17 protein-coding genes are annotated in these 21,507 nt (G+C 60.5%); 12 read left to right on the top strand and 5 right to left on the bottom strand.

The window, feature by feature from the left end; translation table 11 throughout:
* The first annotated feature begins 47 nt into the window (after positions 1 to 47).
* Complete coding sequence (locus tag FHT73_RS00265) at positions 48 to 722, top strand: amino acid ABC transporter permease (RefSeq protein WP_112334969.1); 675 nt, start codon at positions 48 to 50, stop codon at positions 720 to 722.
* Between the two features lie 64 nt (positions 723 to 786).
* On the opposite strand, the gene FHT73_RS00260 is transcribed toward FHT73_RS00265, so the two are convergent.
* Together FHT73_RS00260 and FHT73_RS00255 are read right to left on the bottom strand one after the other, a co-directional pair.
* On the bottom strand, positions 787 to 1,302 hold the full coding sequence (locus FHT73_RS00260) for a MarR family transcriptional regulator (protein ID WP_112604390.1): 516 nt from the start codon (positions 1,300 to 1,302) through the stop codon (positions 787 to 789).
* Between the two features lie 97 nt (positions 1,303 to 1,399).
* Positions 1,400 to 2,971 carry an NAD(P)/FAD-dependent oxidoreductase gene (locus FHT73_RS00255; RefSeq protein WP_183709196.1) on the bottom strand — a complete coding sequence of 524 codons (1,572 nt, stop codon included), beginning with the start codon at positions 2,969 to 2,971 and terminating at the stop codon, positions 1,400 to 1,402.
* 394 nt (positions 2,972 to 3,365) lie between these two features.
* Here FHT73_RS00255 and FHT73_RS00250 point away from each other — a divergent pair, with 394 nt between their 5' ends.
* The 3 genes from FHT73_RS00250 to FHT73_RS00240 all read left to right on the top strand — a co-directional run bounded on the left by FHT73_RS00250 (position 3,366) and on the right by FHT73_RS00240 (position 6,334).
* Complete coding sequence (locus tag FHT73_RS00250) at positions 3,366 to 4,148, top strand: cyclase family protein (RefSeq protein WP_112334971.1); 783 nt, start codon at positions 3,366 to 3,368, stop codon at positions 4,146 to 4,148.
* Between the two features lie 62 nt (positions 4,149 to 4,210).
* On the top strand, positions 4,211 to 5,800 hold the full coding sequence (locus tag FHT73_RS00245; RefSeq protein WP_183709194.1) for an NAD(P)/FAD-dependent oxidoreductase: 1,590 nt from the start codon (positions 4,211 to 4,213) through the stop codon (positions 5,798 to 5,800).
* A gap of 27 nt (positions 5,801 to 5,827) precedes the next feature.
* On the top strand, positions 5,828 to 6,334 hold the full coding sequence (locus tag FHT73_RS00240) for a MarR family transcriptional regulator (RefSeq protein ID WP_112334973.1): 507 nt from the start codon (positions 5,828 to 5,830) through the stop codon (positions 6,332 to 6,334).
* Between the two features lie 22 nt (positions 6,335 to 6,356).
* On the opposite strand, the gene FHT73_RS00235 is transcribed toward FHT73_RS00240, so the two are convergent.
* Positions 6,357 to 7,916: an indolepyruvate oxidoreductase subunit beta family protein gene (locus FHT73_RS00235; RefSeq protein WP_183709192.1), complete on the bottom strand. Its 1,560-nt coding sequence runs from the start codon at positions 7,914 to 7,916 to the stop codon at positions 6,357 to 6,359.
* Positions 7,917 to 7,925: 9 nt separating this feature from the next.
* Positions 7,926 to 10,079, bottom strand: coding sequence for an indolepyruvate ferredoxin oxidoreductase subunit alpha (locus tag FHT73_RS00230; RefSeq protein WP_112415400.1), 2,154 nt, complete (start codon positions 10,077 to 10,079; stop codon positions 7,926 to 7,928).
* Between the two features lie 357 nt (positions 10,080 to 10,436).
* Here FHT73_RS00230 and FHT73_RS00225 point away from each other — a divergent pair, with 357 nt between their 5' ends.
* The 6 genes from FHT73_RS00225 (at position 10,437) to FHT73_RS00200 (ending at position 16,452) form a co-directional block, all read left to right on the top strand.
* Positions 10,437 to 11,972: an ABC transporter substrate-binding protein gene (locus FHT73_RS00225; protein ID WP_183709190.1), complete on the top strand. Its 1,536-nt coding sequence runs from the start codon at positions 10,437 to 10,439 to the stop codon at positions 11,970 to 11,972.
* Between the two features lie 230 nt (positions 11,973 to 12,202).
* On the top strand, positions 12,203 to 13,210 hold the full coding sequence (locus tag FHT73_RS00220; RefSeq protein ID WP_183709188.1) for an ABC transporter permease: 1,008 nt from the start codon (positions 12,203 to 12,205) through the stop codon (positions 13,208 to 13,210).
* On the top strand, positions 13,203 to 14,099 hold the full coding sequence (locus tag FHT73_RS00215) for an ABC transporter permease (RefSeq protein ID WP_183709186.1): 897 nt from the start codon (positions 13,203 to 13,205) through the stop codon (positions 14,097 to 14,099). Before FHT73_RS00220 ends, FHT73_RS00215 begins: the two co-directional genes overlap by 8 nt.
* Positions 14,096 to 14,968: an ABC transporter ATP-binding protein gene (locus FHT73_RS00210; RefSeq protein ID WP_183709184.1), complete on the top strand. Its 873-nt coding sequence runs from the start codon at positions 14,096 to 14,098 to the stop codon at positions 14,966 to 14,968. The genes FHT73_RS00215 and FHT73_RS00210 overlap by 4 nt, the downstream gene beginning before the upstream one ends.
* Entirely contained in the window at positions 14,965 to 15,819 is an 855-nt protein-coding gene (locus FHT73_RS00205; protein ID WP_183709182.1) for an ATP-binding cassette domain-containing protein, read from the top strand. Before FHT73_RS00210 ends, FHT73_RS00205 begins: the two co-directional genes overlap by 4 nt.
* A gap of 69 nt (positions 15,820 to 15,888) precedes the next feature.
* The gene (locus tag FHT73_RS00200; protein WP_183709180.1) at positions 15,889 to 16,452 is read left to right on the top strand and encodes a VOC family protein; all 564 of its coding nucleotides are present in this window, start codon (positions 15,889 to 15,891) and stop codon (positions 16,450 to 16,452) included.
* Positions 16,453 to 16,486: 34 nt separating this feature from the next.
* On the opposite strand, the gene FHT73_RS00195 is transcribed toward FHT73_RS00200, so the two are convergent.
* Positions 16,487 to 18,100, bottom strand: coding sequence for an AMP-binding protein (locus FHT73_RS00195; RefSeq protein WP_112604368.1), 1,614 nt, complete (start codon positions 18,098 to 18,100; stop codon positions 16,487 to 16,489).
* Positions 18,101 to 18,398: 298 nt separating this feature from the next.
* Here FHT73_RS00195 and FHT73_RS00190 point away from each other — a divergent pair, with 298 nt between their 5' ends.
* On the top strand, positions 18,399 to 20,717 hold the full coding sequence (locus FHT73_RS00190) for a bifunctional salicylyl-CoA 5-hydroxylase/oxidoreductase (protein ID WP_112604366.1): 2,319 nt from the start codon (positions 18,399 to 18,401) through the stop codon (positions 20,715 to 20,717).
* A gap of 7 nt (positions 20,718 to 20,724) precedes the next feature.
* A complete protein-coding gene (locus FHT73_RS00185; RefSeq protein ID WP_183709178.1) occupies positions 20,725 to 21,504 on the top strand; it encodes an SDR family NAD(P)-dependent oxidoreductase in 780 nt (259 codons plus the stop codon).
* The last annotated feature ends 3 nt before the right edge of the window (positions 21,505 to 21,507 follow it).

The following is a 21,507-nucleotide window of genomic DNA, read 5'->3' as shown; positions in this document are numbered from 1 at the left end:
GGCGTGGTTGCAAGAACCTCGTCTTCGTTTCACACGCGGGAGTGCCAATGTCTTTCGTCGACACCTTCCTTAACTCCGACGTCATGATCTCGGCTTTCCCACAGCTGCTGCGCGGGCTTTGGATGACCATTGCGCTCGGCGTCGTCAGCATCCTGATCGGCGTGACCGGCGGCCTCGTCATCAGCCTGATCCGCCTCTATGCTCCCAAACCTTTGCAGCTCCTGACGATTGCCTATATCGACATCATGCGCGCCATGCCCATGCTGGTCGTGCTGATCCTGATCTATTACGCGCTACCCTTTGTCGGCATCAGCTTTTCCGCGTGGTGGTCGGCGATCCTCGGCTTCTCGATCGTGCTTGCCGCCTATTCGGCGGAAGTCTTTCGCTCAGGGATCGAAAGTGTGCCGCGCGGGCAATTCGAGGCGGCCGCAGCCCTCGGCATCCCCTTCCTGATCACCCTCTATAAGGTTGTGCTGCCGCAGGCGGTGCGTATCGTCATCCCGCCGACGACGAGCAACTGCGTGTCGATGTTCAAGGATACGTCGCTCGCTTCGACTGTGGCCCTTCCCGAATTGCTCAAGGAAGGACAGAACGCTCAAGGCTTCTACGCCAACCCCTCCCCGCTCATCATGGCCGCGTTGATCTACATCATCCTGCTCTGGCCAATGGTCCGCCTCGTCAGCGTGCTCGAAAAGAAGTTCAAGGACGAGCGGGCGAGATAGTCCCTCGTTGACGCATGTCGTTACCGCAAAACCGCTACACACTTTTGCGTGACATGCTTTACCATCAATCGAAGTCGGCGCCGGAAAGATGGTTGCTGACCGATGACTTCACCGCGCCGATATCCCGCCATAGCTCACTGACGATCGCGGGCTCCACATCCGCCATCATGTCGCGCAGCCAGCCTTCATGGGCGGCGGCCATGGCGCTGAACTGGGTCTCGCCCTTTTCCGTCAGCTTCGCGACCGTGACGCGCCGGTCGCCATCGGGTGTCACACGCAGCACGAGGCCATCCGCCTCCAGCCTCTCGACAAGACCGGTGACGTTGCCGTTGGTGACCATGGTGCGCTTCGACAACTCTCCAAGACGCAAGCCCTCTCGCTCGCGATAGAGCTGCGCCATCAGGTCGAACTGCGGCAAAGTCGCTCCGAACTCATTGCGCAGCCGGCGGCGGATTTCCTGCGAAATCAGCTTGGTCGTCGACAACATCCGCAGCCAGAGCCGCAGTTCGAGCTTCTTGCCTTCCTGCGCGCCCTGAACGATGATCTCCAGATCAACGCTTGCACTCTCGGACTCTGTCATAACGTCGCCTCGGCCTATCGTTCCGCATCGCTAATCCCAGCGATCTAGGGGACGATATTTGAAATGTCAAAGGTTTGAACGTCAAGTCATATGGCGCTCACTTGGCCAGCATTTTCCCCAGCATGAAACCGGAACCTGCACCCGTTCCTGCGCCAGGCCATGTCGAGGCCCCGCACATGTAGAGCGATGCCACGGGCGTCTTGTATCGCGAATAGCCAGCAACGGGGCGGAACAGGAAATTCTGGTCGAGATGATGACTGCCAGAGAGGTTGTCGCCGCCGATGAGATTCGGGGTCTCGCGCTCCAGGTCGATGGGCGAAAAGACCGAGCGCCCCAATATCTTGCCGCGCAAGCCGGGCGCATAACGTTCGACGATATCGAAAACGCGCTCGGCATAGATATCCTTAATCTCATCCCAACCCGCGCCGCTGATTTGACCGGCGGCATCGCCATGGAATTCCGCCGGCAGGACGCGCACCTGTATCCAAAGCACATGCTGCCCATCGGGCGCGCGCGACGGATCGATGGCAGTCGGCTGGCCTACCACCAGGGCAGGTTCAGCCGGCAGCAGCCCGCCCATGGCCTCGGCATAGACACGCGACATCATTTCGAGATCCGGCGCGATATGCACATAGGCAAAATTCTGGAGCGCCTTGCCCGCCGTCCAATCCGGAAGGCCCGACAGCGCCAGATGGATCATCATCGTGCCCGGTCCGGCGCGGAAGCGCTTGATCTTGCCGTCAAACTCCTGCCGTGACGGATCCTGATCCAGAAGCTTGCCGAACAGGATCTGCGGATGGACATTGGCGATGACCGCACGCTTCGCTTCGTAACGTCGTCCATCGGCCAGCACAACGCCCGTCGCTTTGCCGCCCGAGGTCGTGATCTTGTCCACGCGCGTGCCGAGCATCAGCTCGCCGCCCTTGTTTTTCAGCACGGCCGCCATCGCCTTGATGATCGTATCGGCACCGCCCTTGCCGATCACCATGCCGAATGCCTGATTGGCCATGGATTCGAGATAGGGAAACAGTGCGCCGCCGGCGACGTCGGGCGCGAAGTCGAGATGCAGCCCCCAGGCGGCCATCATCGTCTTGAGCTTGGTATTCTGGAAACGGGCATCGAGAAAATCGCGCGGCGATGCAAAGAGCATGCGCGCGGTCTCATAAATCCAGCCCATTCCCTTTTCGCGCCATGCCTTCCAAACGACCCTGGCGGCGGCCATCGAAGGCATGGGCGAGCCGAGCAGGCCGAAAATATGCGGCGCATCCGCACCGAACTGCGAGAGCATATTGCGCCAGGCAGCAGCATCCTGCGGCGAGATATCGGCGATGGCTCCCGCGGTCTTTTCCAGATCGGTGCTGACGCCGAGATAGGTGTTGTCGCGAAAGACGCTGGCGAAGCAATCCGCGGCGGGCACAAAGCCCAGCCCTTCGGCCAGAAGCTCGTTCTTATACTGCGCAAAGAAGGCCGAGCCGGCGAACATCGAAAGGTTCATGGCGCACAGATCGTGCCGAAAACCGGGCAGCGTCACCTCACGCGTCTTGACTGCACCGCCGGGCTCCGAATTTCCCTCGATGACGGCAACCTTCCAGCCCTTGGAAGCCAGATGCACTGCCGCCGCCAAACCGTTATGGCCGGCCCCCACTATGATCGCATCATAGCTCATCATCAGCCCCTTTCTGATTTGTGATTATTATTATCACATGCATACATTTTGAGTTTTAAGCTTCAAGTATCCGTTGGCGCGAATCACAGGGGACGCAAGCAACCATTGGTAACATTTCATCGAATTACGCCGAGGAATGCCGTTTTACTTCAGTAACTTACAAACTCATGATGGCCGGCGATTTTATGTCAAAATTGGCGCCGCGAACCCCAGCCGAATGCTTGCAATATCATATATTGTGACATAGGCTCCCTTCATTCCGCCGCCACGCGAACCCGGTGCCAGGAGGAAAGGCACCCGCGTCTGGCGATGTCGATTTCATGCCTGATCCTGAACAAAAGACCTGCAAAAAGGCTCTTCGCACGGGATCCTGCAACAACAAGGGGAACGCAAAAAAATGACCGCTACCACACTCGCCAGCCTCGCCTCGGCCCTGCTTTCGGGCTCCGTCAAGGTCGTCGATCTCACCGCGCCGCTCGGACCCGACACACCGGTGCTCTACCTGCCGCCACAGTTCGGCAAGAACACGCCGAACGTCAAGGTCCATACGATCTCGGAATACAATCAGGACGGCCCCTTCTGGGCCTGGAACTGGCTGGAGCTCGGCGAGCACACCGGCACACATTTCGATGCGCCCTGCCACTGGATCACCGGCAAGGATAATCCGAACAACACGACCGACACCATCCCGCCGCAGAACTTCGTGGCGCCGGTCAATGTCATCGACCGCTCCAAGGAAGCCGCCGCCAATCCTGATTATCTGCTGACGGTCGAAAGCATCAAGGAATGGGAAGCTGAGAACGGCGCGATCGAGCCCGGCAGCTGGGTGCTGCTGCGCACAGACTGGTACAAGCGGAACGGTTCGACCGAAACCTTCCTGAACGCTGATGAAAACGGCCCGCATTCTCCCGGCCCGACAGCAGAAGCGATCGAATATCTGCTCACCAAGGGTATCATCGGCTGGGGTTCGGAAACGATCGGCACCGATGCCGGTTCTGCTGGTGGCATGAACCCGCCCTTCCCGGCGCACAACCTTATGCACAAGGCCAATCGCTATGGCCTCGCCAGCCTCTCCAACCTCGACCAGCTTCCGGCCAAGGGCGCAGTGCTGATCGCCGCACCGCTGAAGTTCGTCAAGGGCACGGGCTCGCCGGTTCGCGCACTGGCATTGATCGCATGATAGGCTGGAGCCTGGGGCAGGCTCCTCCTTTCTGTTCATCTTGCCAATGAGGGGCGGCAGCAATGGGCGATCATGACTACATCATCGTCGGCAGCGGCATAAATGCGCTCGTCGCAGCCGCCATGCTCGGCAAAAAGGGCCACAAGGTGCTCGTCCTCGAGCGCAACGACCGCATCGGCGGTTGCCTGCGCACCGAGGAGATCACCCAGCCCGGCTTCATCCACGACGTCATGGCAACGACCATGGTGCTGTTCCTGACCTCGCCGGCCTATGGCGCCATCGGCAAGGATCTCGAGGCGCGAGGCCTGGAATTCGCCCATGCCGAGCTCCCCACGGGCGTGCTCCGTCCCGACGGTTCGCATGTGATCTTTTCCAAGAACAGACAGCGAAATATCGCCGCTTTCGACAAACTGTCGCCCGGCGACGGGCAGACCTTTTCCCGTGAGATGGAAGCACTTGCGGCCGACGCGCCATTCCTGTTTTCCCTGCTTGGCGGTGCGCTATGGTCAGGATCGACCCTGAAGACTGTTGCAAAGCAGGGCTGGAACCGCGGGTTGCGCAAGCTCGCCGCCTGGTTTGGCGATGCTTTGACGCCGGCACGCGGCTATCTCGAAACCAGTTACAGGTCCGAGGATATCCATGCGCTCTGGGCGCCTTGGGTGCTCCATTGCGGCCTCGGGCCCGAAAGCGCCTATTCCGCCGAAATGCTGAAGGTGATCGGCTTTGCATTGGAATTGGGTGGCGCGCCGATCGTCAAGGGCGGCGCCGAGAAGCTGCTGAAGGCCTTCGAACGATTGATTGCCGATCATGGCGGTGAAATTCGTGTGAGTGCCGATGTCGCGGCCATCATTCCGGACCACAATCGCAGCGCCGACGGCGTGCGTCTTGCGAACGGCGAAACGTTGAAGGCGAAAGCCGGCGTGATCTGCTCGGTAACCCCCAACCAGCTCTACGAGCGGCTGATGAAGGATTGGCCGGATCCGCTGCCGCCGGAGATCAAATCAGGCGTTGCCAGCTACCGCTACGGCAAGGGCGATATGCAGATCCACTACGCGCTTTCCGAGCCGCCGCGCTGGAAGGCCAGTGCCGAACTCGGCAAGGTGGCGCTGCTGCACCTGACCCCTGGCCTCGACGGCGTCTCGCGTGCGGCCAACGAATGCGAGCGCGGGCTTCTGCCTGCCGAACCTACGGTCTGCATCGGGCAGCCTGTGGCGCTCGATCCCAGCCGCGCACCGGAAGGAAAGTCGATCCTCTGGCTGCAGCTTCCCGAAGCGCCACGCCATATCAAGGGCGATGCCGCCGGCGAGATCGAAACGCCTGAAGACGGCCGCTGGACGGAAGAGGTGCGCGAGCGCTACGCCGACCGCATCGAAGCTCTGCTTGCGAGCCATATCGAGGATTTTGCAAACATCAAGCTCGCGCGCTGCGCCTATTCTCCGGCGGATCTGGAAGCGATGAACATGAACCTCGTTGGCGGCGATCCCTATGGCGGCTATTGCGGCATCGACCAGCTTTTCATCTGGCGTCCCTTTAAGTCATCTGTTAACCACCGCACCCACATATCAGGCCTTTACCACATCGGCGCTTCGGCGCATCCCGGTGCGGGCCTTGGTGGGGGCTCCGGCTTCCTGCTCGCATCATCGCTGAAGTAACACGTTTCCGAAGGAGGAGTTTCGTCGATGGAGGAACGGTTTTCAGGCACCGTTTTGAGGCGCACGCGAGATGAGAACGCGAAGCGCCCGACCATGGGCGAAATCGGCCTCAATCACTTCGCGCCCTATCTCATGAACCGGCTGATGGCGCGTTGGAACGCCAATCTTTCGGAAGAGCTGCGCGAATACGATATGACGACCGCCAAGATGCGTGCGCTTGCCGTCCTCAGCGTCTCCTCCAGCGTCACCATCAACGAGCTCTCCGTCTTCGCCGTGACCGAGCAATCGACGATGAGCCGCACTTTGGACTCGCTCGAACAACAGGGTTACATCCGCCGCCAGCCCCGCGCCGAAGACATGCGCATCCGCGATGTCTCCATCACCGAGGAAGGCCGCGCCGCCTTCGAGAAGGTGTGGCCGACCATGTACGACCTCTTCCTGCAAATGTTCGACGGCGTCGACGAGGCCGAATATCGCACCTTCATCTCGACCCTGCACAAGGTGCTGCACAATATCAGGAAGCATGAAATCTGAGCGGCTTATGCTCTCAGCAACCTCACAGCGTCTCCACAGTCTTCAAAGCGCCATCGAGTGCCGTCCCCTTCTCGTCCAGCAATGCCGCTTGCCGCAACCGCCGCATCCACGCAGCTCCATCCTCGCGGTCGCGAAGAAGCGGCAGCGCCGACATGACGCGGTCGAACTTGGAAAGCCCGCGCGCATGCGTATCGGAATAGCCCTTCACGAGGCGGCGGTTGCCGAGCACCTCGACGGCGAGATCGTAATTCGCGGCCAGCAGGTTGGAGGCCGCCGCAAGCCAGGCCTCGCGATGCTCCACCTCGCGTGCGTGCCGCAGCGTGCCGCGACGGATACGGCGCAGCGCTGAGACCATGTAAAGGCCGAGGAACCAGAACAGCGTGCCCGTCTGAACGCGCCGCCCCTTGTTGACGAAGCGGTCCAGCCGGGCAAACAGCCGCGGCCTGTTTTCTATCCATAGGCCCATCGCCTTCGGCATCGTGCCGCAGACCTCATCCATGCGCGGATGCATGTATTCGGTCATGTAAACGATCTGGTCGTCCTTGGCGCCGACTTCCTTACGGACGCGCTCGAAACGCGAGCTACGCACCTTCAGATCGGCAACGCGGATGACATCATCGTAAGCCATGGCGACCGCGACATATTTCGCCGCCTGCACGATGAAGGCGAAATCCTTATTCGCGCCGCCAGCCTTTCGATCCAGCGCATGAAGTGCCGCGACACGGCCCAGATATTCATCGGCATAGGCCGGATCCTGATAATCGGTCAGCTTCTTGACACCGGCAAACAGCAGCGGCCAGGCAACTTCGGGAAATTCGGATCGGATGCGATTAACCAGCCGGTCCAGCGCCGGATGACCGGCGGTTTCAGGCAGCGCATCGAAATGCTTCGGCGGCGTCGCGGAAACCGCATCGCGCGGCTTTTCCTTGACCCTGTCGAAGGCGGCATTGAACGCCTTCAGGCTGGGCTCGATACCCTTGCCTCCGGCGCGGATCATCGCCTCGAAAGCCTGCTTGCCGAACGGCAGTGCACCCGAGCCGGCCAAAGCGCCGAACATGGAGGCCGAAATCACGCTGCCATTCTTGACGGCCATCGTTTCCATGTCGAAGGCGATGGTGCGCTTGGCGGCAAAATCCGTGGCATCGACCACCACCTCGGCATTGCCGATGCCGTCGCCCGGCTTTTCCTTTTCCGCAACGGCAAAGGAGCGGTGCGTCGAGGCGATCAGCAGCGTCTTGTCCGGCGTGACGAGGCCGCGCAGCACCGAACGGCCAGCCTCCATCAGCTCCGCTGCCATGACGACATCGACATCACCCGGCGTCGGCATCAGAGAGAAGATCGGCTCGTGACCATCCTTCGCCGGCAGCATTTCGATATAGTAGATCGTCGCGCCCGTGCGCTGGGCAACGCCCGGCACAGACGTCGTCTGCGCCATCCAGCCTTCGGCTTCCGCAAGGCCGACGATCCAGTCGGCCAGCACGCCGCCGCCCTGCCCGCCCATGGCGAGGATGGCAAGCGACAGCGGTTTGTCTGTCGAAAGCCTGTTGGCGCCGAGATCGCTCATGCTCACATGCTCGTTCATATCGCCCTCTCAATCTGCGAAGACGATGCGGCCGGCGCGGCGACGCGCCTGCAGCCAGCCGATGATGCTCGAGCGCATGCGAGCGACGAAGCGATCCCAACCCGTAGGGTTATGGATGATATCGGCACGATAAAAGGAGGGACAAAGCACCGCCGCCTCGGAAACCTCGCCGCAATTGCCGCAGCCGACGCAATTATTATCGATCGCCGCCACCGGATCGTCCTTCAGCGGATCGTCGGTATGCTTGACCGACAGTGAAGGACAGCCGGAAAGGCGGATGCAGGCGTGATCGCCGGTGCAGACATCCTCATCGACGCCAAAGCGCTCCTTGACCATACGCTTGCCGTCCTTCACCGCCTTGGCGAATTGCGGCTTCACGCGACGCTGCTTGTTGAGCATGCACTCCGAGGAAGCGACGATAATCTTCGGCCCCGGCTCCTTCGAGGTCAGGGCCTCGCGCAGCGTATCGCGCATCTTGGCGACATCATAGGTCCGGTCGATCTGGCGCACCCAGGTCGCACCAATGCCCTTGACGGCATTGACGATGGAATTGTTGGTCTTGCGGCGTGGGTTGAGCGCACGCGACGACGGTATGTCCTGCCCGCCCGTCGCTGCCGAATAATAGTTGTCGACGACGAGGATGACACCATCCTGCTTGTTGAAGACGGCATTACCGACAGAGGTCGCCAGGCCGTTGTGCCAGAAGCCGCCATCGCCCATGACGGAGATCACGCGCTTATCCGCCGCGACATTGAAGGCCGAAGCGGCCGCCGGCCCGAGCCCGTAGCCCATGGTCGTGCTGCCGATATTGAAGGGCGGCAGGATCGAGAAGAGGTGGCAACCGATGTCGCCTGATATGTGATGCTGGCCGAGTTCGCTCTCCACCATCTTCATGGCAGCGAAGATCGGCCGCTCGGGACAGCCGATGCAGAAACCCGGTGGCCGCGGCGGCACGACTTCGGCGAGCGCCTTGATCTTGGGATCGTTGAGGATAGGTGTCGGGTCCGGCAGCGGCGGCTGGTTGCCGAGCAGCACGCGCTGATGGACTTCGAGGAAATTCTTAATGCCCTTCATCAGCACCGGCGCGGTATATTCGCCGCCCATCGGCAGCACGTCCTTGCCCGCGACCTTGGTCTGAATATCGCGGCGGCGCAGGATGGTGTTCAGGGACTGCTCGATATATTCGGGCGCCCCCTCCTCGACCATCAGCACCGCCTTCTTGCTGGCGCAGAATTCGGCGATCTGGTCGTCAACAAGCGGATAGGCGACGTTGAGGACGTAAAGCGGCACGGCGGAATTGCCGTAGACATCGGCAAGTCCGAGCTGCTGCAGTGCGCGCAGCACGCCATTATACATGCCGCCGAGCAGGATGATGCCGACATCACCCTCGGAGGGTCCGAAATACTCGTTGAGCTGCCGCTTCCTGATGAAATCGACCGCAGCAGGCCAACGCTTCTCCAGCTTCTCCTTCTCATGCAGGAAGGATGCCGGCGGCAGCACGATGCGGTTGACGTCGCGAACAGGATTTTCCAGCGCCTGCTTCAGCGTATAGGGCGGTCGCTTGTTATCCTTGGCGACGAACTGGCCGTGCACATGACAGCTGCGGATGCCGACCTGCAGCATGACCGGCGTGTTCGAGACTTCCGAAAGCTCAAAGCCCTCTTCCACCGCCTGCACGATCGACGGCAGGTTCGGGCGCGGATTGAGCAGCCACATCTGCGATTTCATCGCATAGGCATGGCTGCGCTCCTGCATGATGGAGGAGCCTTCGCCGTAATCCTCACCGATGATGATCAGTGCGCCGCCCGTGACCCCGCCCGAAGACAGGTTGGAAAGCGCATCGGAGGCGACATTGGTACCGGCCGTCGATTTCCAGGTGACGGCGCCGCGCACCGGATACATGACGGAGGCAGACAGCATGGCGGCCGCAGCCGCTTCCGAGGCTGATGTCTCGAAGTGGACGCCCAGATCCTGCATCACATCCTTGGCGTCGGCCAATACATCCATGAGATGGGAAATCGGCGAGCCCTGATAGCCGCCGACATAGGAAACACCGGATTGCAGAAGTGCCTTGGTGATCGCGAGAATACCCTCGCCGCGGAAGATGTCGCCTTCCCCGAGCTTCAGATCCTCGACCTCGCGCGCAAACGATCGCTCGGCCATGACGTTACCCCTTTGCCCTTGTGGGCTTGTTTTAAATCATTTGCAAAATCATATTTTGAACTTCATTGAACTGTCAACGAACAAATATGAAATCCGGCTCGATGGAGTAAGTTCGAAGCGGCGAGCCATTGCCTTACTTCTTCCACATCGGAATTTTCGCTCCCCGGATTGCAGCGCAGATATATGCGTACGCATTTAATATGGATGCAAAAAAAGCATCGGATTCTTTACAAGCACCAGAGAAAGCGCTTGCCGCTCCAAAATATGTATTTTAAGATTAAAACATTCCGACAATAAATCGCCAGCAGCAGTTGGGCGTCATGCTTTTCTGCCGCTTAACAGGGGAACGGAGTGACCATGACTAAGCTTACTCGGCGCGAGGCACTCAGCCTCGGCGCGGCCGCATTCATGACTGGGATTTTAGCCGGCAGGACGCCTGTCGAAGCAGCGGAAGCCGGCACGCTGACCATCGCCTTCAACGTCAATTTGCCTTCTTTCGATCCGACGACAGGCCCATCCGCCGTCAACCCGACGATCCAGGCAATCTACCGCTCGGTCTTCGACCAGTATATCGGCCAGGGACCGGACCTGAAATTCCAGCCGGGCCTGTTGACGGCCTGGGGCTGGAACGACGACAAGACAAAGGTCTGGATGGATGTCCGCGAAGGGGTGACCTGGCATGACGGCTCCAAGTTTACGCCCGACGACATCGTCTGGTCGCTGGAGCGCGCCGCCAAGCAGGACACCGGCAACCCGATCCAGTTCATCTGGTCGACCGCCAATAATTACAAGGTGGAAGGCAACCGCATCACTGGCGATGTCGTTCGCTTCGAGCCGACCTATTTCAAATGGATGGCCTTCCTCACCGGCTACGTCCTGCCGAAGGACTATTACACCAAGGTAGGCGCGCAGGGCTTCGAAAAGAAGCCGATCGGCACTGGCCCCTATATGGTCGACGCCTATGAGGGCAATTCCTATCTGCGCCTGAAGGCAAACCCGAACTATTTCGGCGGCAAGCCCGCCTTCGACACTGTCATCTTCAAGTTCGTGCCGGATACGACGAGCCGCGTCGCCGAAATCGAATCCGGCTCTTCCGACGTGACGCTGGAAATCCCCTACGAGGATTTTGACAGGCTGAAGAAGAAGTCGGGGCTATCAGGCGTCGCCACCCCCATCTCCGACATCGGCATGATCTTCATCAGCAATGTCGACCCGATGCTCGATAAGAATGTCCGTCTTGCCGCCAATATGGCGATCGACAAGGAAGCGATCATCAAGCGGCTGCTGCGCGGCTACGGCAAGCCGCTATCGACGCTGGAAGCGCCGGAATATGAGGCCTACGACGCCTCCGTCAAAACCCCTTACGATCCGGAACAGGCCAAGAAGCTTCTGGCCGCCAGCGGCTATTCGCCGGAAAAGCCGGTGAAGTTCACCATCAAGACCACCCGCGGCTTCAAGCCGAAGGATTACGAGATGATCCAGGCGATCGTCGGCATGTGGCGCAAGGTCGGCATTGAGGCTGACATCGAAGTCTACGAAATCGCTAAGCACTACGAGCTGCGTGCCGCCCATCAGCTCGGGCCGGCCGCCTTCTACAACTGGGGCAACGCCATCGGTGATCCGACGACCTCGACGGGCTTTGCCATGTTCGGCCCTTCGCCGCACTCTGCCTGGAAGACCAAGGATGTAGACGACATGCTGGGACCGCTCTGGGTGGAAAAGGACGAAACGAAGCGCATTGCCGGCTGGAAGGCGGCGATCAAATATATTGCCGAGCAGGGTTATGTGATCCCGCTGCTGCAATATGCCCAGCCGATCGTCTACAAATCGAGCCTCAAGGTCACGCCGAATGTCTCCGGCGCCCTGCAGCCGACGCTCGTGTCGAAGGCTTGATGCATCAGGCTTTGAGTATGTGGCTGCCCCTCACCCTAGCCCTCTCCCCGTTCTGACGGGGAGAGGGGACGACCTCTGTACCCTCGTCTGGAAAAACGGTCGGAAGGAAGGCTCCGGGTGCTTCTATCCCCTTCTCCCCGTCAAAACGGGGAGAAGGTGGCCGATAGGCCGGATGAGAGGCCTGTACTCTCCATGTTACAGTCAGCACATGCGATCGGAACTCATAACGCATGATAGCAGTCTCCATATTGAACCGCCTCATCATGGCCGCAATCACCCTCTTCGGCGTGGCGGTGATTGTCTTCGTCCTGCTGCGTGTCGTACCCGGAGATCCGATCGCGATGATGATCTCGCCGGGCGCAAGCCCTGCCGATATCGCCGCACTGCGCGCCCATTACGGTCTCGATGCGAGCCTGACCATGCAATTCTGGCTCTGGCTGAAAGCGGTTCTGACGGGCGATTTTGGGACATCGATTTCCTTGAAGCGCGATGTGCTCTCCCTGCTCGGCGAGCGCCTCCCCGCAACGCTGGAGCTTGCCTTTGCCGCGTTGGCGTTGGCTATTCTTCTCGGCGGCGCGGTCGCCATCATCGGCACGCTTGCCCGTCGCACGATTTTCGAGCCTGTGATCGATAGCTTGAACGGTCTTTTCCTGGCGGTTCCGGATTTCGTCTGGGCGCTAGCTCTTGTGTTGGTCCTCGGCGTTCTTTTTCCGCTTTTCCCGCTCTCCGGACGCATCGATCCGAGCATCGACGCACAATTCGCGACCCCCTTCTACCTCATTGAAAGCCTGCTGACGCTTCGCTTCGGTATCTTCGCCGATATCTGCGCCCATATGGTCATGCCGGTCCTGGCGCTCGGCCTGCCGCTGGCCGCCATCATCGCCCGTGTGCTGAAGGCAGCGCTCTCCGAGGCCATGGTGCAGGACTATATCGTGCTCGCCAAATTGAAAGGAATGTCCGAGCTGCGACTGGTATTGCAGGAGGCGCTTCGCAATGCCGTGGGTCCGACGATCGCGCTCACCGGCGTGCAATTCACCTTCCTGATCGGCGGCAGCGTCATCGTCGAGCGCATCTTCGCCTATCCTGGCATTGGCAACATGGCGATCGATGCCGTCATCAACCGCGACCTGCCGCTGATCCAGGGACTGGTACTGGTCTTCGGCGCCCTCTTCATCCTCGTCAATCTGGCGGTCGACCTTCTCGTCGCGGCCTTCAATCCGAGGCTTGCCCATGGCTGACGTCACCTCGCCCGCCATGTCGCGCTCGCCCTCCAGAATCGCGAAACGCTTTCAGGCGCTGCTTTCCGAGCCGAAGGTGATCTTCGGCGGCGGCTTTATTCTCATCCTCCTCATCCTCGCGATCTTCGCGCCCTATATAGCGCCTAAGGATCCGCTGGAGCAGGATCTGATGTCTGGCACTCTGCCACCGGCATGGATCGAGGGAGCCGATCCCGGCTTCCTGCTGGGCACGGACGATCTCGGCCGCGACGTGCTCTCCCGCGCCATCTTCGGCACGCGCATCGCGCTTACGGTCGCCTTCGTCGCCGCCGGGCTCGCAGCGTTCATCGGCACGCTGCTCGGCCTTCTCGCCGGCTGGTACGGCGGCGGCTGGATCGACAAGGTGATCTCCCGCCTCGTCGATATCTGGATGGCGTTTCCGCCCGTATTGCTGTCGATCCTCCTCGTCGCCGTCTTCGGCTCCGGCGTGCATTCGGTCATCGCGGCCATCGTCATCATCGACTGGACACGCTTCTGTCGCGTCGTGCGCTCGGAAACACAGGCGCAGGCGCGGATGGATTATGTGACCGCTGCCCACACGATCGGCTTTTCGCGGGCCAGAATCCTCTTCAGCGAAATCCTGCCCAATGTAACGCCGGTGCTGATCGCCCTCGTCAGCCTGGAAATGGGAATTGCCGTCATCGTCGAAGCCATCCTGTCCTTCGTCGGCCTTTCGGTTGCCTCCGACACGCCGACCTGGGGCGGCATGATCGCCGAGGGGCGTCAGATGATTTATCAAGGCTGGTGGGTCCTGGTCGTGCCGCTGATCGCGCTCTTTGCGACGGTGCTTGCCTTCAATCAACTCGGCGACGGCCTGCGCCGCGCCCTCGATCCGGTAATGCGCCGATGACATCTCCACTCCTCTCCATTACCGGCCTCAACGCCGTATCCGACCGCGACGGCGGCGCACCGATCCTGCGCGATGTTTCCCTGACGTTGGAACGCGGCGAAGTGCGCGGGCTCGTCGGCGAAAGTGGCGCCGGAAAATCGACCATCGCCAAGGCCCTGCTCGGCATCCTGCCGCGCGGCGTCCGCGTCACGAACGGCTCGATCCTGTTCGAAAACCGCGATCTACTCACGCTTTCCGCCAAGGAATTGCGAGACATCATGGGCAGCGAGATCTCGCTGATCCCGCAGGACCCGCAGACGGCACTCAATCCCGGTCGCCGCATCGAGGCTCAGTTGACCGACGGACTACGGTTGAAGCGGGGCCTGTCATCGGGCGATGCGCGGCGGCGCGCGCTGAAGCTGCTGGAAGAAGTGCATATCCGCGATCCCGAGCGCGTGCTGCGCGCCTATCCCCATGAACTGTCTGGCGGCATGCGCCAGCGCATCTTGATTGCCGCCGCCTTCGCGCTGGAGCCGAAATTGGTCGTCGCCGACGAGCCCACTACCGCGCTCGACGTCACCGTGCAGAAGCAGATCCTGCGGCTGATCCGCGGCTTGCAGGAAGCGCATGGCACCGCCGTCATCTTCGTCACGCATGATCTCGGCGTCGTCGCCCAGATCTGCGACAGCGTCACGCTGCTGTACGCCGGCAAGGTTATCGAGGAGGGGCGTACAAGCGACGTGCTTACGCATCCACGGCATGTCTACACGAAATCGCTCCTTTCCGCTGGCCCCCGTTACGATCGGCCGGATGCCGGGCTGATGCCGGTGCCGCAAGCAGTCTTCGAACAACTGCGCCGCGAAATCGGCATTTCGGAGGGCGGCCGATGAGCGTTTCCGATCATCTGCTGTCCGCTAAGGGCATCGAAGTCATTTATGGTGCCAAGCGACATCTTTTCGGACCACCAGGCCTTGGCATCAAAGTGCTGCACGGTGTCGACATCGATATCCGTCGTGGCGAAACGATTGGCATTGTCGGTGAAAGCGGCTCGGGCAAGACGACGCTCGGCCGCGCCCTGCTGCGGCTGATAGATGCGACAGCAGGTAGCATTCATTTCGACGGCCGAGACATCACGCATCTGCCCGATTCCGAGATGCGGCCGCTGCGCCGCCGCATGCAGATGATCTTTCAGGATCCGATGGCCTCGCTTAATCCGCGCCACACGATCCGCCGCATCCTCGTCGAGCCACTGCTGCTGCACAGGCTGGCTTCGGACAGAAAAGAAGCCGAGCACCATGTGGCCGCAATTCTCGAGCGCGTGACGCTGCCGCAGGCCTGCCTCGACCGCAACCCGCATGAACTCTCGGGCGGCCAACGCCAGCGCATCGGCATCGCGCGGGCGGCCCTGCTGAAGCCGGATTTCGTGCTCGCCGACGAGATCGTCTCCGGCCTCGATGTGTCGACGCAGGCACAGGTTCTCAATCTGCTGAAGGAACTTTCGCGCGATCTTGGCCTCTCGATGGCCTTCATCAGCCATGATCTTTCCGTCATTCGCGCCGTCTGCGACCGCGTCTATGTCATGCGCCACGGTCGCGTCGAAGAAGAAGGCGATTGCGAGCGCGTCTTCACCGCACCCGCCTCCACCTATACCCGCATGCTGCTCGACGCCATTCCCCTGCCGGAAGTCGACCCGCACTGGCTTGGTCGCGAAAACCTGATGGAAGAAGCGCCCGTTGCGTAAAGGTTATTAAATGTGCTGCAGGTGTTAGCGAGACTGCAACAACATCGGCATATGGAAAGGAAAGATCCTATGACGGATCCTGTTTCAGCAGCAACAAAAACCACGGGCTTGCCCGGTCTTCGTGGCCACGACCATACAGGACTGACGGTGCCGGATATGAAGCAGGCGGTCGATTTCTTCGAAAACGTGCTCGGCTGCGAGGTCGTTATGTCGTTCGGCCCGTTTGCCGATGATACGGGCACATTCATGACCGATTTGCTTGGTGTCGATCCCAAGGCTGAAATCAAGCAGATAACCCAGGTGCGATGCGGTTTCGGATCGAACATCGAACTGTTCGAATATTCGGCGCCCGATCAGCGGGACCTCAAGCAGAAGAACAGCGATATCGGCGCGTTTCACATCTCGCTTTATGTCGACGATATCGACGCCGCAAAAGCTTATCTAGACAGCAGAAACGTTGCGACGCGCTTCGGGCCATTGCACATTACAGACGGTCCAGCAGCTGGCCACTCGATCCTCTATTTCCAGGCACCCTGGGGCCTGCAGTTCGAGGCTATCAGCTACCCCAAGGGCATGGCTTACGAAAAGGACGCCGAAACCGTGCTGTGGAGCCCGAAAGATCCGGGCAAATAAATCAACGCGTCATGACGTTCGCCTTGCGGCATTCCTAGTTCCGCAGGCGGAAGCGCTGTATCTTGCCGGATTCTGTCTTTGGCAAAGCGTCGACGAAGACGATGGAGCGCGGATATTTATAAGGCGCGATGACGGCCTTGACGTGATCCTGCAGCGCCTTAGCCAGTAGATCCGACCCTGTGACCCCAGGCACCAGCACGACATGCGCCTGCACGATATAACCCCGTTCCTCGTCCGGTTTGCCGATCACAGCGCATTCGAGCACGTCGGCATGCGAAAGAAGGGCTGCCTCGACTTCCGGCCCGGCAATATTGTAACCGGCCGAAAGAATGATGTCGTCGGAACGGGCGGCGAAATGGAAATAGCCGTCCTCATCCTGAATGAAGCTGTCGCCCGTCAGGTTCCAGCCATCTCGCACGTAATCGGCCTGCCTGTGGTCGGCGAGATAGCGGCAGCCGATCGGCCCGCGAACGACGAGTTTGCCGATGGTCCCGCGCGGAACCTCGTTCATCCCGTCATCGACGACACGGGCCTCATAGCCCTTCAGCGGCTTGCCCGTGCAATTCGGCTTGGCGTCGGAGAGATGATTGGAGATGAAGATATGCAGCATCTCGGTCGAGCCGATGCCGTCGAGGATCGGCTTGCCGGTCTTGCGCGTCCATTCCTCGAAAATCGGCCCCGGCAGCGTCTCACCGGCGGAAACGGCAATGCGAAGCGAAGACAGATCCGCCCCCTCCTCCATCGCCGCCAGCATGGCACGATAGGCCGTCGGTGCGGTGAAGCTGACGGTCGCTCCATATTCCTGGATGATCTCGACCATGTTCTTCGGCGAAGCGTTTTCCAGCAGCGCCGTCGATGCGCCGAAGCGCAAGGGGAAGATGACCAGACCTCCGAGTCCGAAGGTGAAGGCAATCGGTGGCGAGCCGATGAAGACGTCATCCGGCGTCACCTGCAGCACTTCCTTGGCATAGGCATCGGCGATAATCAGGATATCGCGATGGAAATGCATGGTCGCCTTGGGCACGCCCGTCGATCCGGAGGTGAAACCGAGCAGCGCCACATCATCCCGCCCGGTCTTCACCGGCTCGAAGCGAACGGGCTTGTTGAGCGCAATGCGGTCGAGTTCCGCATCGTGGTTGGCGGTGCCGTCGAAGCCGACAACCTGTTTCAAAAACTGGCTGTCCTTGGCCGCCGCGACAAGCTCTTCCAGCAGTCTTGTATCGCACAGCGCGAATGAGATTTCCGCCTTGTCGATGATCTTCGAAAGCTCGCCTGCCCGCAGCATCGGCATGGTATTGACGGCAACAGCGCCGACCTTCGTCACCGCCAGCCAGCAGGCGATCATGGCGGGATTGTTGCCGGAGCGGATGAGAACGCGATTGCCGGGCTTGACGCCGAAGTTCTCGACGAGCGCGTGCGCGATGCGGTTGGTCCAGTCCGCCAGCTCCTTGTAGGTGCGGCGGCGGCCGTTGCCGATCAGGGCAACGTGATCGGCGAAACCCTTCTCAACCATCCGGTCACTCAGCTCGAAGCCGGCATTCAGCCATTCCGGATAGTCGAAACCCTCCATCCGTAGCTCGGGCCATTCGTCGAAAGGCGGCAGATTGTCTCGCGTGAATGTATCGGTATGACCGGTTGGTCCCAGCATCGCCTTGCTCCCGCATTCTTCTCGATCAAATCGCCACGACAGCCGTTTCCCCGCGGCGCATGTGGCATTGCTAAAAAAGATCGCACCGAAGCCCGCAATGTTCAAGCAAGAAATTTTAAGCATAAACTATTTTTAAATTCCCATTGATTTAGAAAGAAAATTCTCAATTTTCACGATGTTGTGACCATCAGCCCTCCGCAAATCCGAACAGGAAAAGCCTTGACGAATGGCATCGACAAGATATTTTAAGTTTAAATGATTTTGAGGTCGGCTTCGGTCTGACGAGGAGGGAAAAGCGATGCGCATCGTCTGTATCGGCGGCGGCCCCGCAGGGCTCTACTTCGCGCTTCTGATGAAGAAGCTCCATCCCGAGCACTCCATCCGCGTCGTCGAGCGCAACCGCCCCTATGATACTTTCGGCTGGGGTGTTGTCTTTTCCGATGCGACCATGGTTTCGATGCGGGAATGGGACCCGGAAAGTGCCGCCGAAATCGAGGACGCCTTCAACCATTGGGACGATATCGAGGTCCTGTTCAAGGGGACGCGCCAACGCACCTCGGGCCACGGCTTCGTCGGTATCGGCCGCAAGAAGCTTTTGAACATCCTGCAGCGCCGCTGCGAGGCGCTCGGCGTGGAGCTTATCTTCGAAACGGACGTCAATTCCGATCTCGACTATCCGGATGCCGATCTGGTCGTCGGCTCGGACGGCCTCAATTCGCGCATTCGCAACCATTATCCGGAGGTCTTCCAGCCGGATATGATCACCCGGCCGAACCGCTATATCTGGCTCGGCACCAACAAGCTTTTCGACGCCTTCACCTTCGATTTCCGCCGCACCGATCACGGCTGGTTCCAGGCGCATATCTACAAGTTCGACGACAAGACCTCGACCTTCATCGTCGAGACGACGGAAGAGGCCTATCTCGCCCACGGCCTTGACAAGATGGATCAGGACGGCTCCATCGCCTTCTGCGAAAACCTGTTTTCCGAAGTGCTCGAAGGCGCTTCGCTGATGACCAATGCCCGCCACATCCGCGGCTCGGCCTGGCTGAATTTCAACCGCCTGATCTGCGGCAAATGGAGCCATTTCAACGGCAACTCTCATGTCGTGCTGATGGGTGATGCCGCCCATACCGCGCATTTCGCGATCGGCTCGGGCACCAAGCTTGCCATTGACGATGCCATCGAGCTGACCCGTCAGTTCCAGATCCATGGGCACGAGAAGGACAAGATTCCGGCAGTCCTTGAGACCTATGAAGAAATCCGCCGCGTCGACGTCGCCCGCATCCAGAACGCCGCCCGCAATGCGATGGAATGGTTCGAAGTCGTCGGCCGCCGCTATGCCGATACGCTCGAGCCGCCGCAATTCATGTATTCGATGTTGACGCGCTCCCAGCGCATCAGCCACGAAAATCTTCGATTGCGCGACAAGACCTGGCTTGAAGGCTATGAGCGCTGGTTTGCCGAAAAATCCGGCCTTGAGGTCGGTAACGACCGCTGCCTGCCGCCGATGTTCACGCCCTATCGTCTGCGCGAGGTCCAGCTCGTCAACCGTATCGTGGTCTCGCCGATGGCCATGTACTCGGCTGAAGACGGCGTGATGAACGATTTCCATATCGTCCATCTCGGCTCGCGCGCGCTTGGCGGCGCTGGCCTGATCTTTGCAGAGATGACCTGCGTCACCTCGGATGCGCGCATCACCCCCGGCTGCCTGGGCCTCTGGAACGAAGAGCAGGCCGCGCAATGGAAGCGGCTCGTCGATTTCGTCCATACGAGCAGCGCCGCTAAAGTCGGCATCCAGCTCGGCCATGCCGGCCGCAAGGGCGCGACGAAGCTCGCCTGGGAAGGGATCGACCAGCCGCTACCAGAGGGCGAATGGCCGCTGATTTCGGCGTCCGCAGTTCCCTATCTCAAGAACAGCCAGGTGCCGAAGACCATGGATCGCGCCGATATGGATCGCGTCAAGGCCGACTTCGTCCGCTCGACCGAACTGGCGGTCGAGACCGGCGCCGATTGGCTGGAACTCCATTGCGCCCACGGCTATCTGCTGTCGAGTTTCCTGTCGCCGCTGACCAATCTGCGCGACGACGAGTATGGCGGCAGCCATGAAAACCGCGCCCGCTATCCCCTGGAGATATTCAGTGCAATGCGCGCGATCTGGCCGGCGGGCAAGCCGATCTCGATCCGCCTCTCCTGCCATGACTGGACTGACGGCGGTAACACACCGGAAGATGCGGCCATCTTCGCGCGCATGTTCAAGGAAGCCGGCGCCGACCTGATCGACTGCTCCTCAGGCCAGGTATCGAAACAGGAAAAGCCGGTTTACGGCCGCCTGTTCCAGACGCCCTTCTCCGACAAGATCCGCAATGAGATCGGCATCCCGACGATCGCCGTCGGTGCAATCTCCGAGGCCGATCACGCCAATTCTATCATTGCGGCGGGCCGCGCCGATCTTTGCGCCATTGCCCGCCCGCATCTGGCGGACCCCGCCTGGTCACTGCACGAAGCCGCCAAGATCGGGCTGACTTCCATTCCCTGGCCGAAGCAATATCTTTCCGGCAAGACGCAATATGAAACCAACCTTGCCCGCGCAGCCACGGCAGCACCGGCTAAGTGAGGAAGATATGACGACTTCGGGCAAACTCAGCGGCCGTCACGCCCTCGTCACCGGGGCCGGCAGCGGCATAGGTGCCGCGATCGCCAAGGCGCTTGCCGCCGAGGGTGCGCGCGTCAGTCTCGCCGGTCGCCGCCGCGAGCCGCTGGAAGCGGTTGCCGCCGAGGTTGGCGTGCACGCTTTTGTCGTCGATGGCTTCGATGTCACCAGCCTCGACGCCGTTGCCCAGGGCCTTGCCAAGGTGCGTGAGAAGTTCGGCCCGATCGATATCCTCGTCAACAATGCCGGGGAAGCGCCGAGCGCGCCTTTCGAGAAAACGAGCCTCGAGGCATGGAACCATGTCCTGTCGGTCGACCTCACGGGCTTTTTCGTGGTGACGCAGGCTGCCCTTCCCGACCTAAAGGCTCGTGGCCACGGCGCACGCATCATCAACATCGCCTCGACGGCCGGCCTGAAGGGTTACGCTTACGTCTCGGCTTACGTGGCCGCCAAGCATGGCGTCGTCGGCCTCACCCGCTCGCTGGCGCTGGAACTGGCGAAAACCGGTATCACCGTCAACGCCGTCTGCCCCGGCTTCACCGATACGCCGATCATCCAGCGCTCGATAGAGACGATCGTCGCCAAGACCGGGCGCACGGCCGAACAGGCGCTTGCCGAATTCACGAAATCCAATCCGCAGGGGCGCCTCGTCAAGCCGGAAGAGGTCGCCGATACCGTGCTATGGCTGGCCTCGCCGGCCGCGGCATCGATCAATGGACAGGCAATTGCGGTTGCCGGTGGGGAGATTTGAGGG

Origin of the sequence: Rhizobium sp. BK098, assembly GCF_014193155.1 — a bacterium.
GTDB lineage: Bacteria > Pseudomonadota > Alphaproteobacteria > Rhizobiales > Rhizobiaceae > Rhizobium.
The sequence above is the reverse complement of the archived record's forward strand: the minus strand, read 5'-3'. Positions and strand labels throughout refer to the sequence as shown.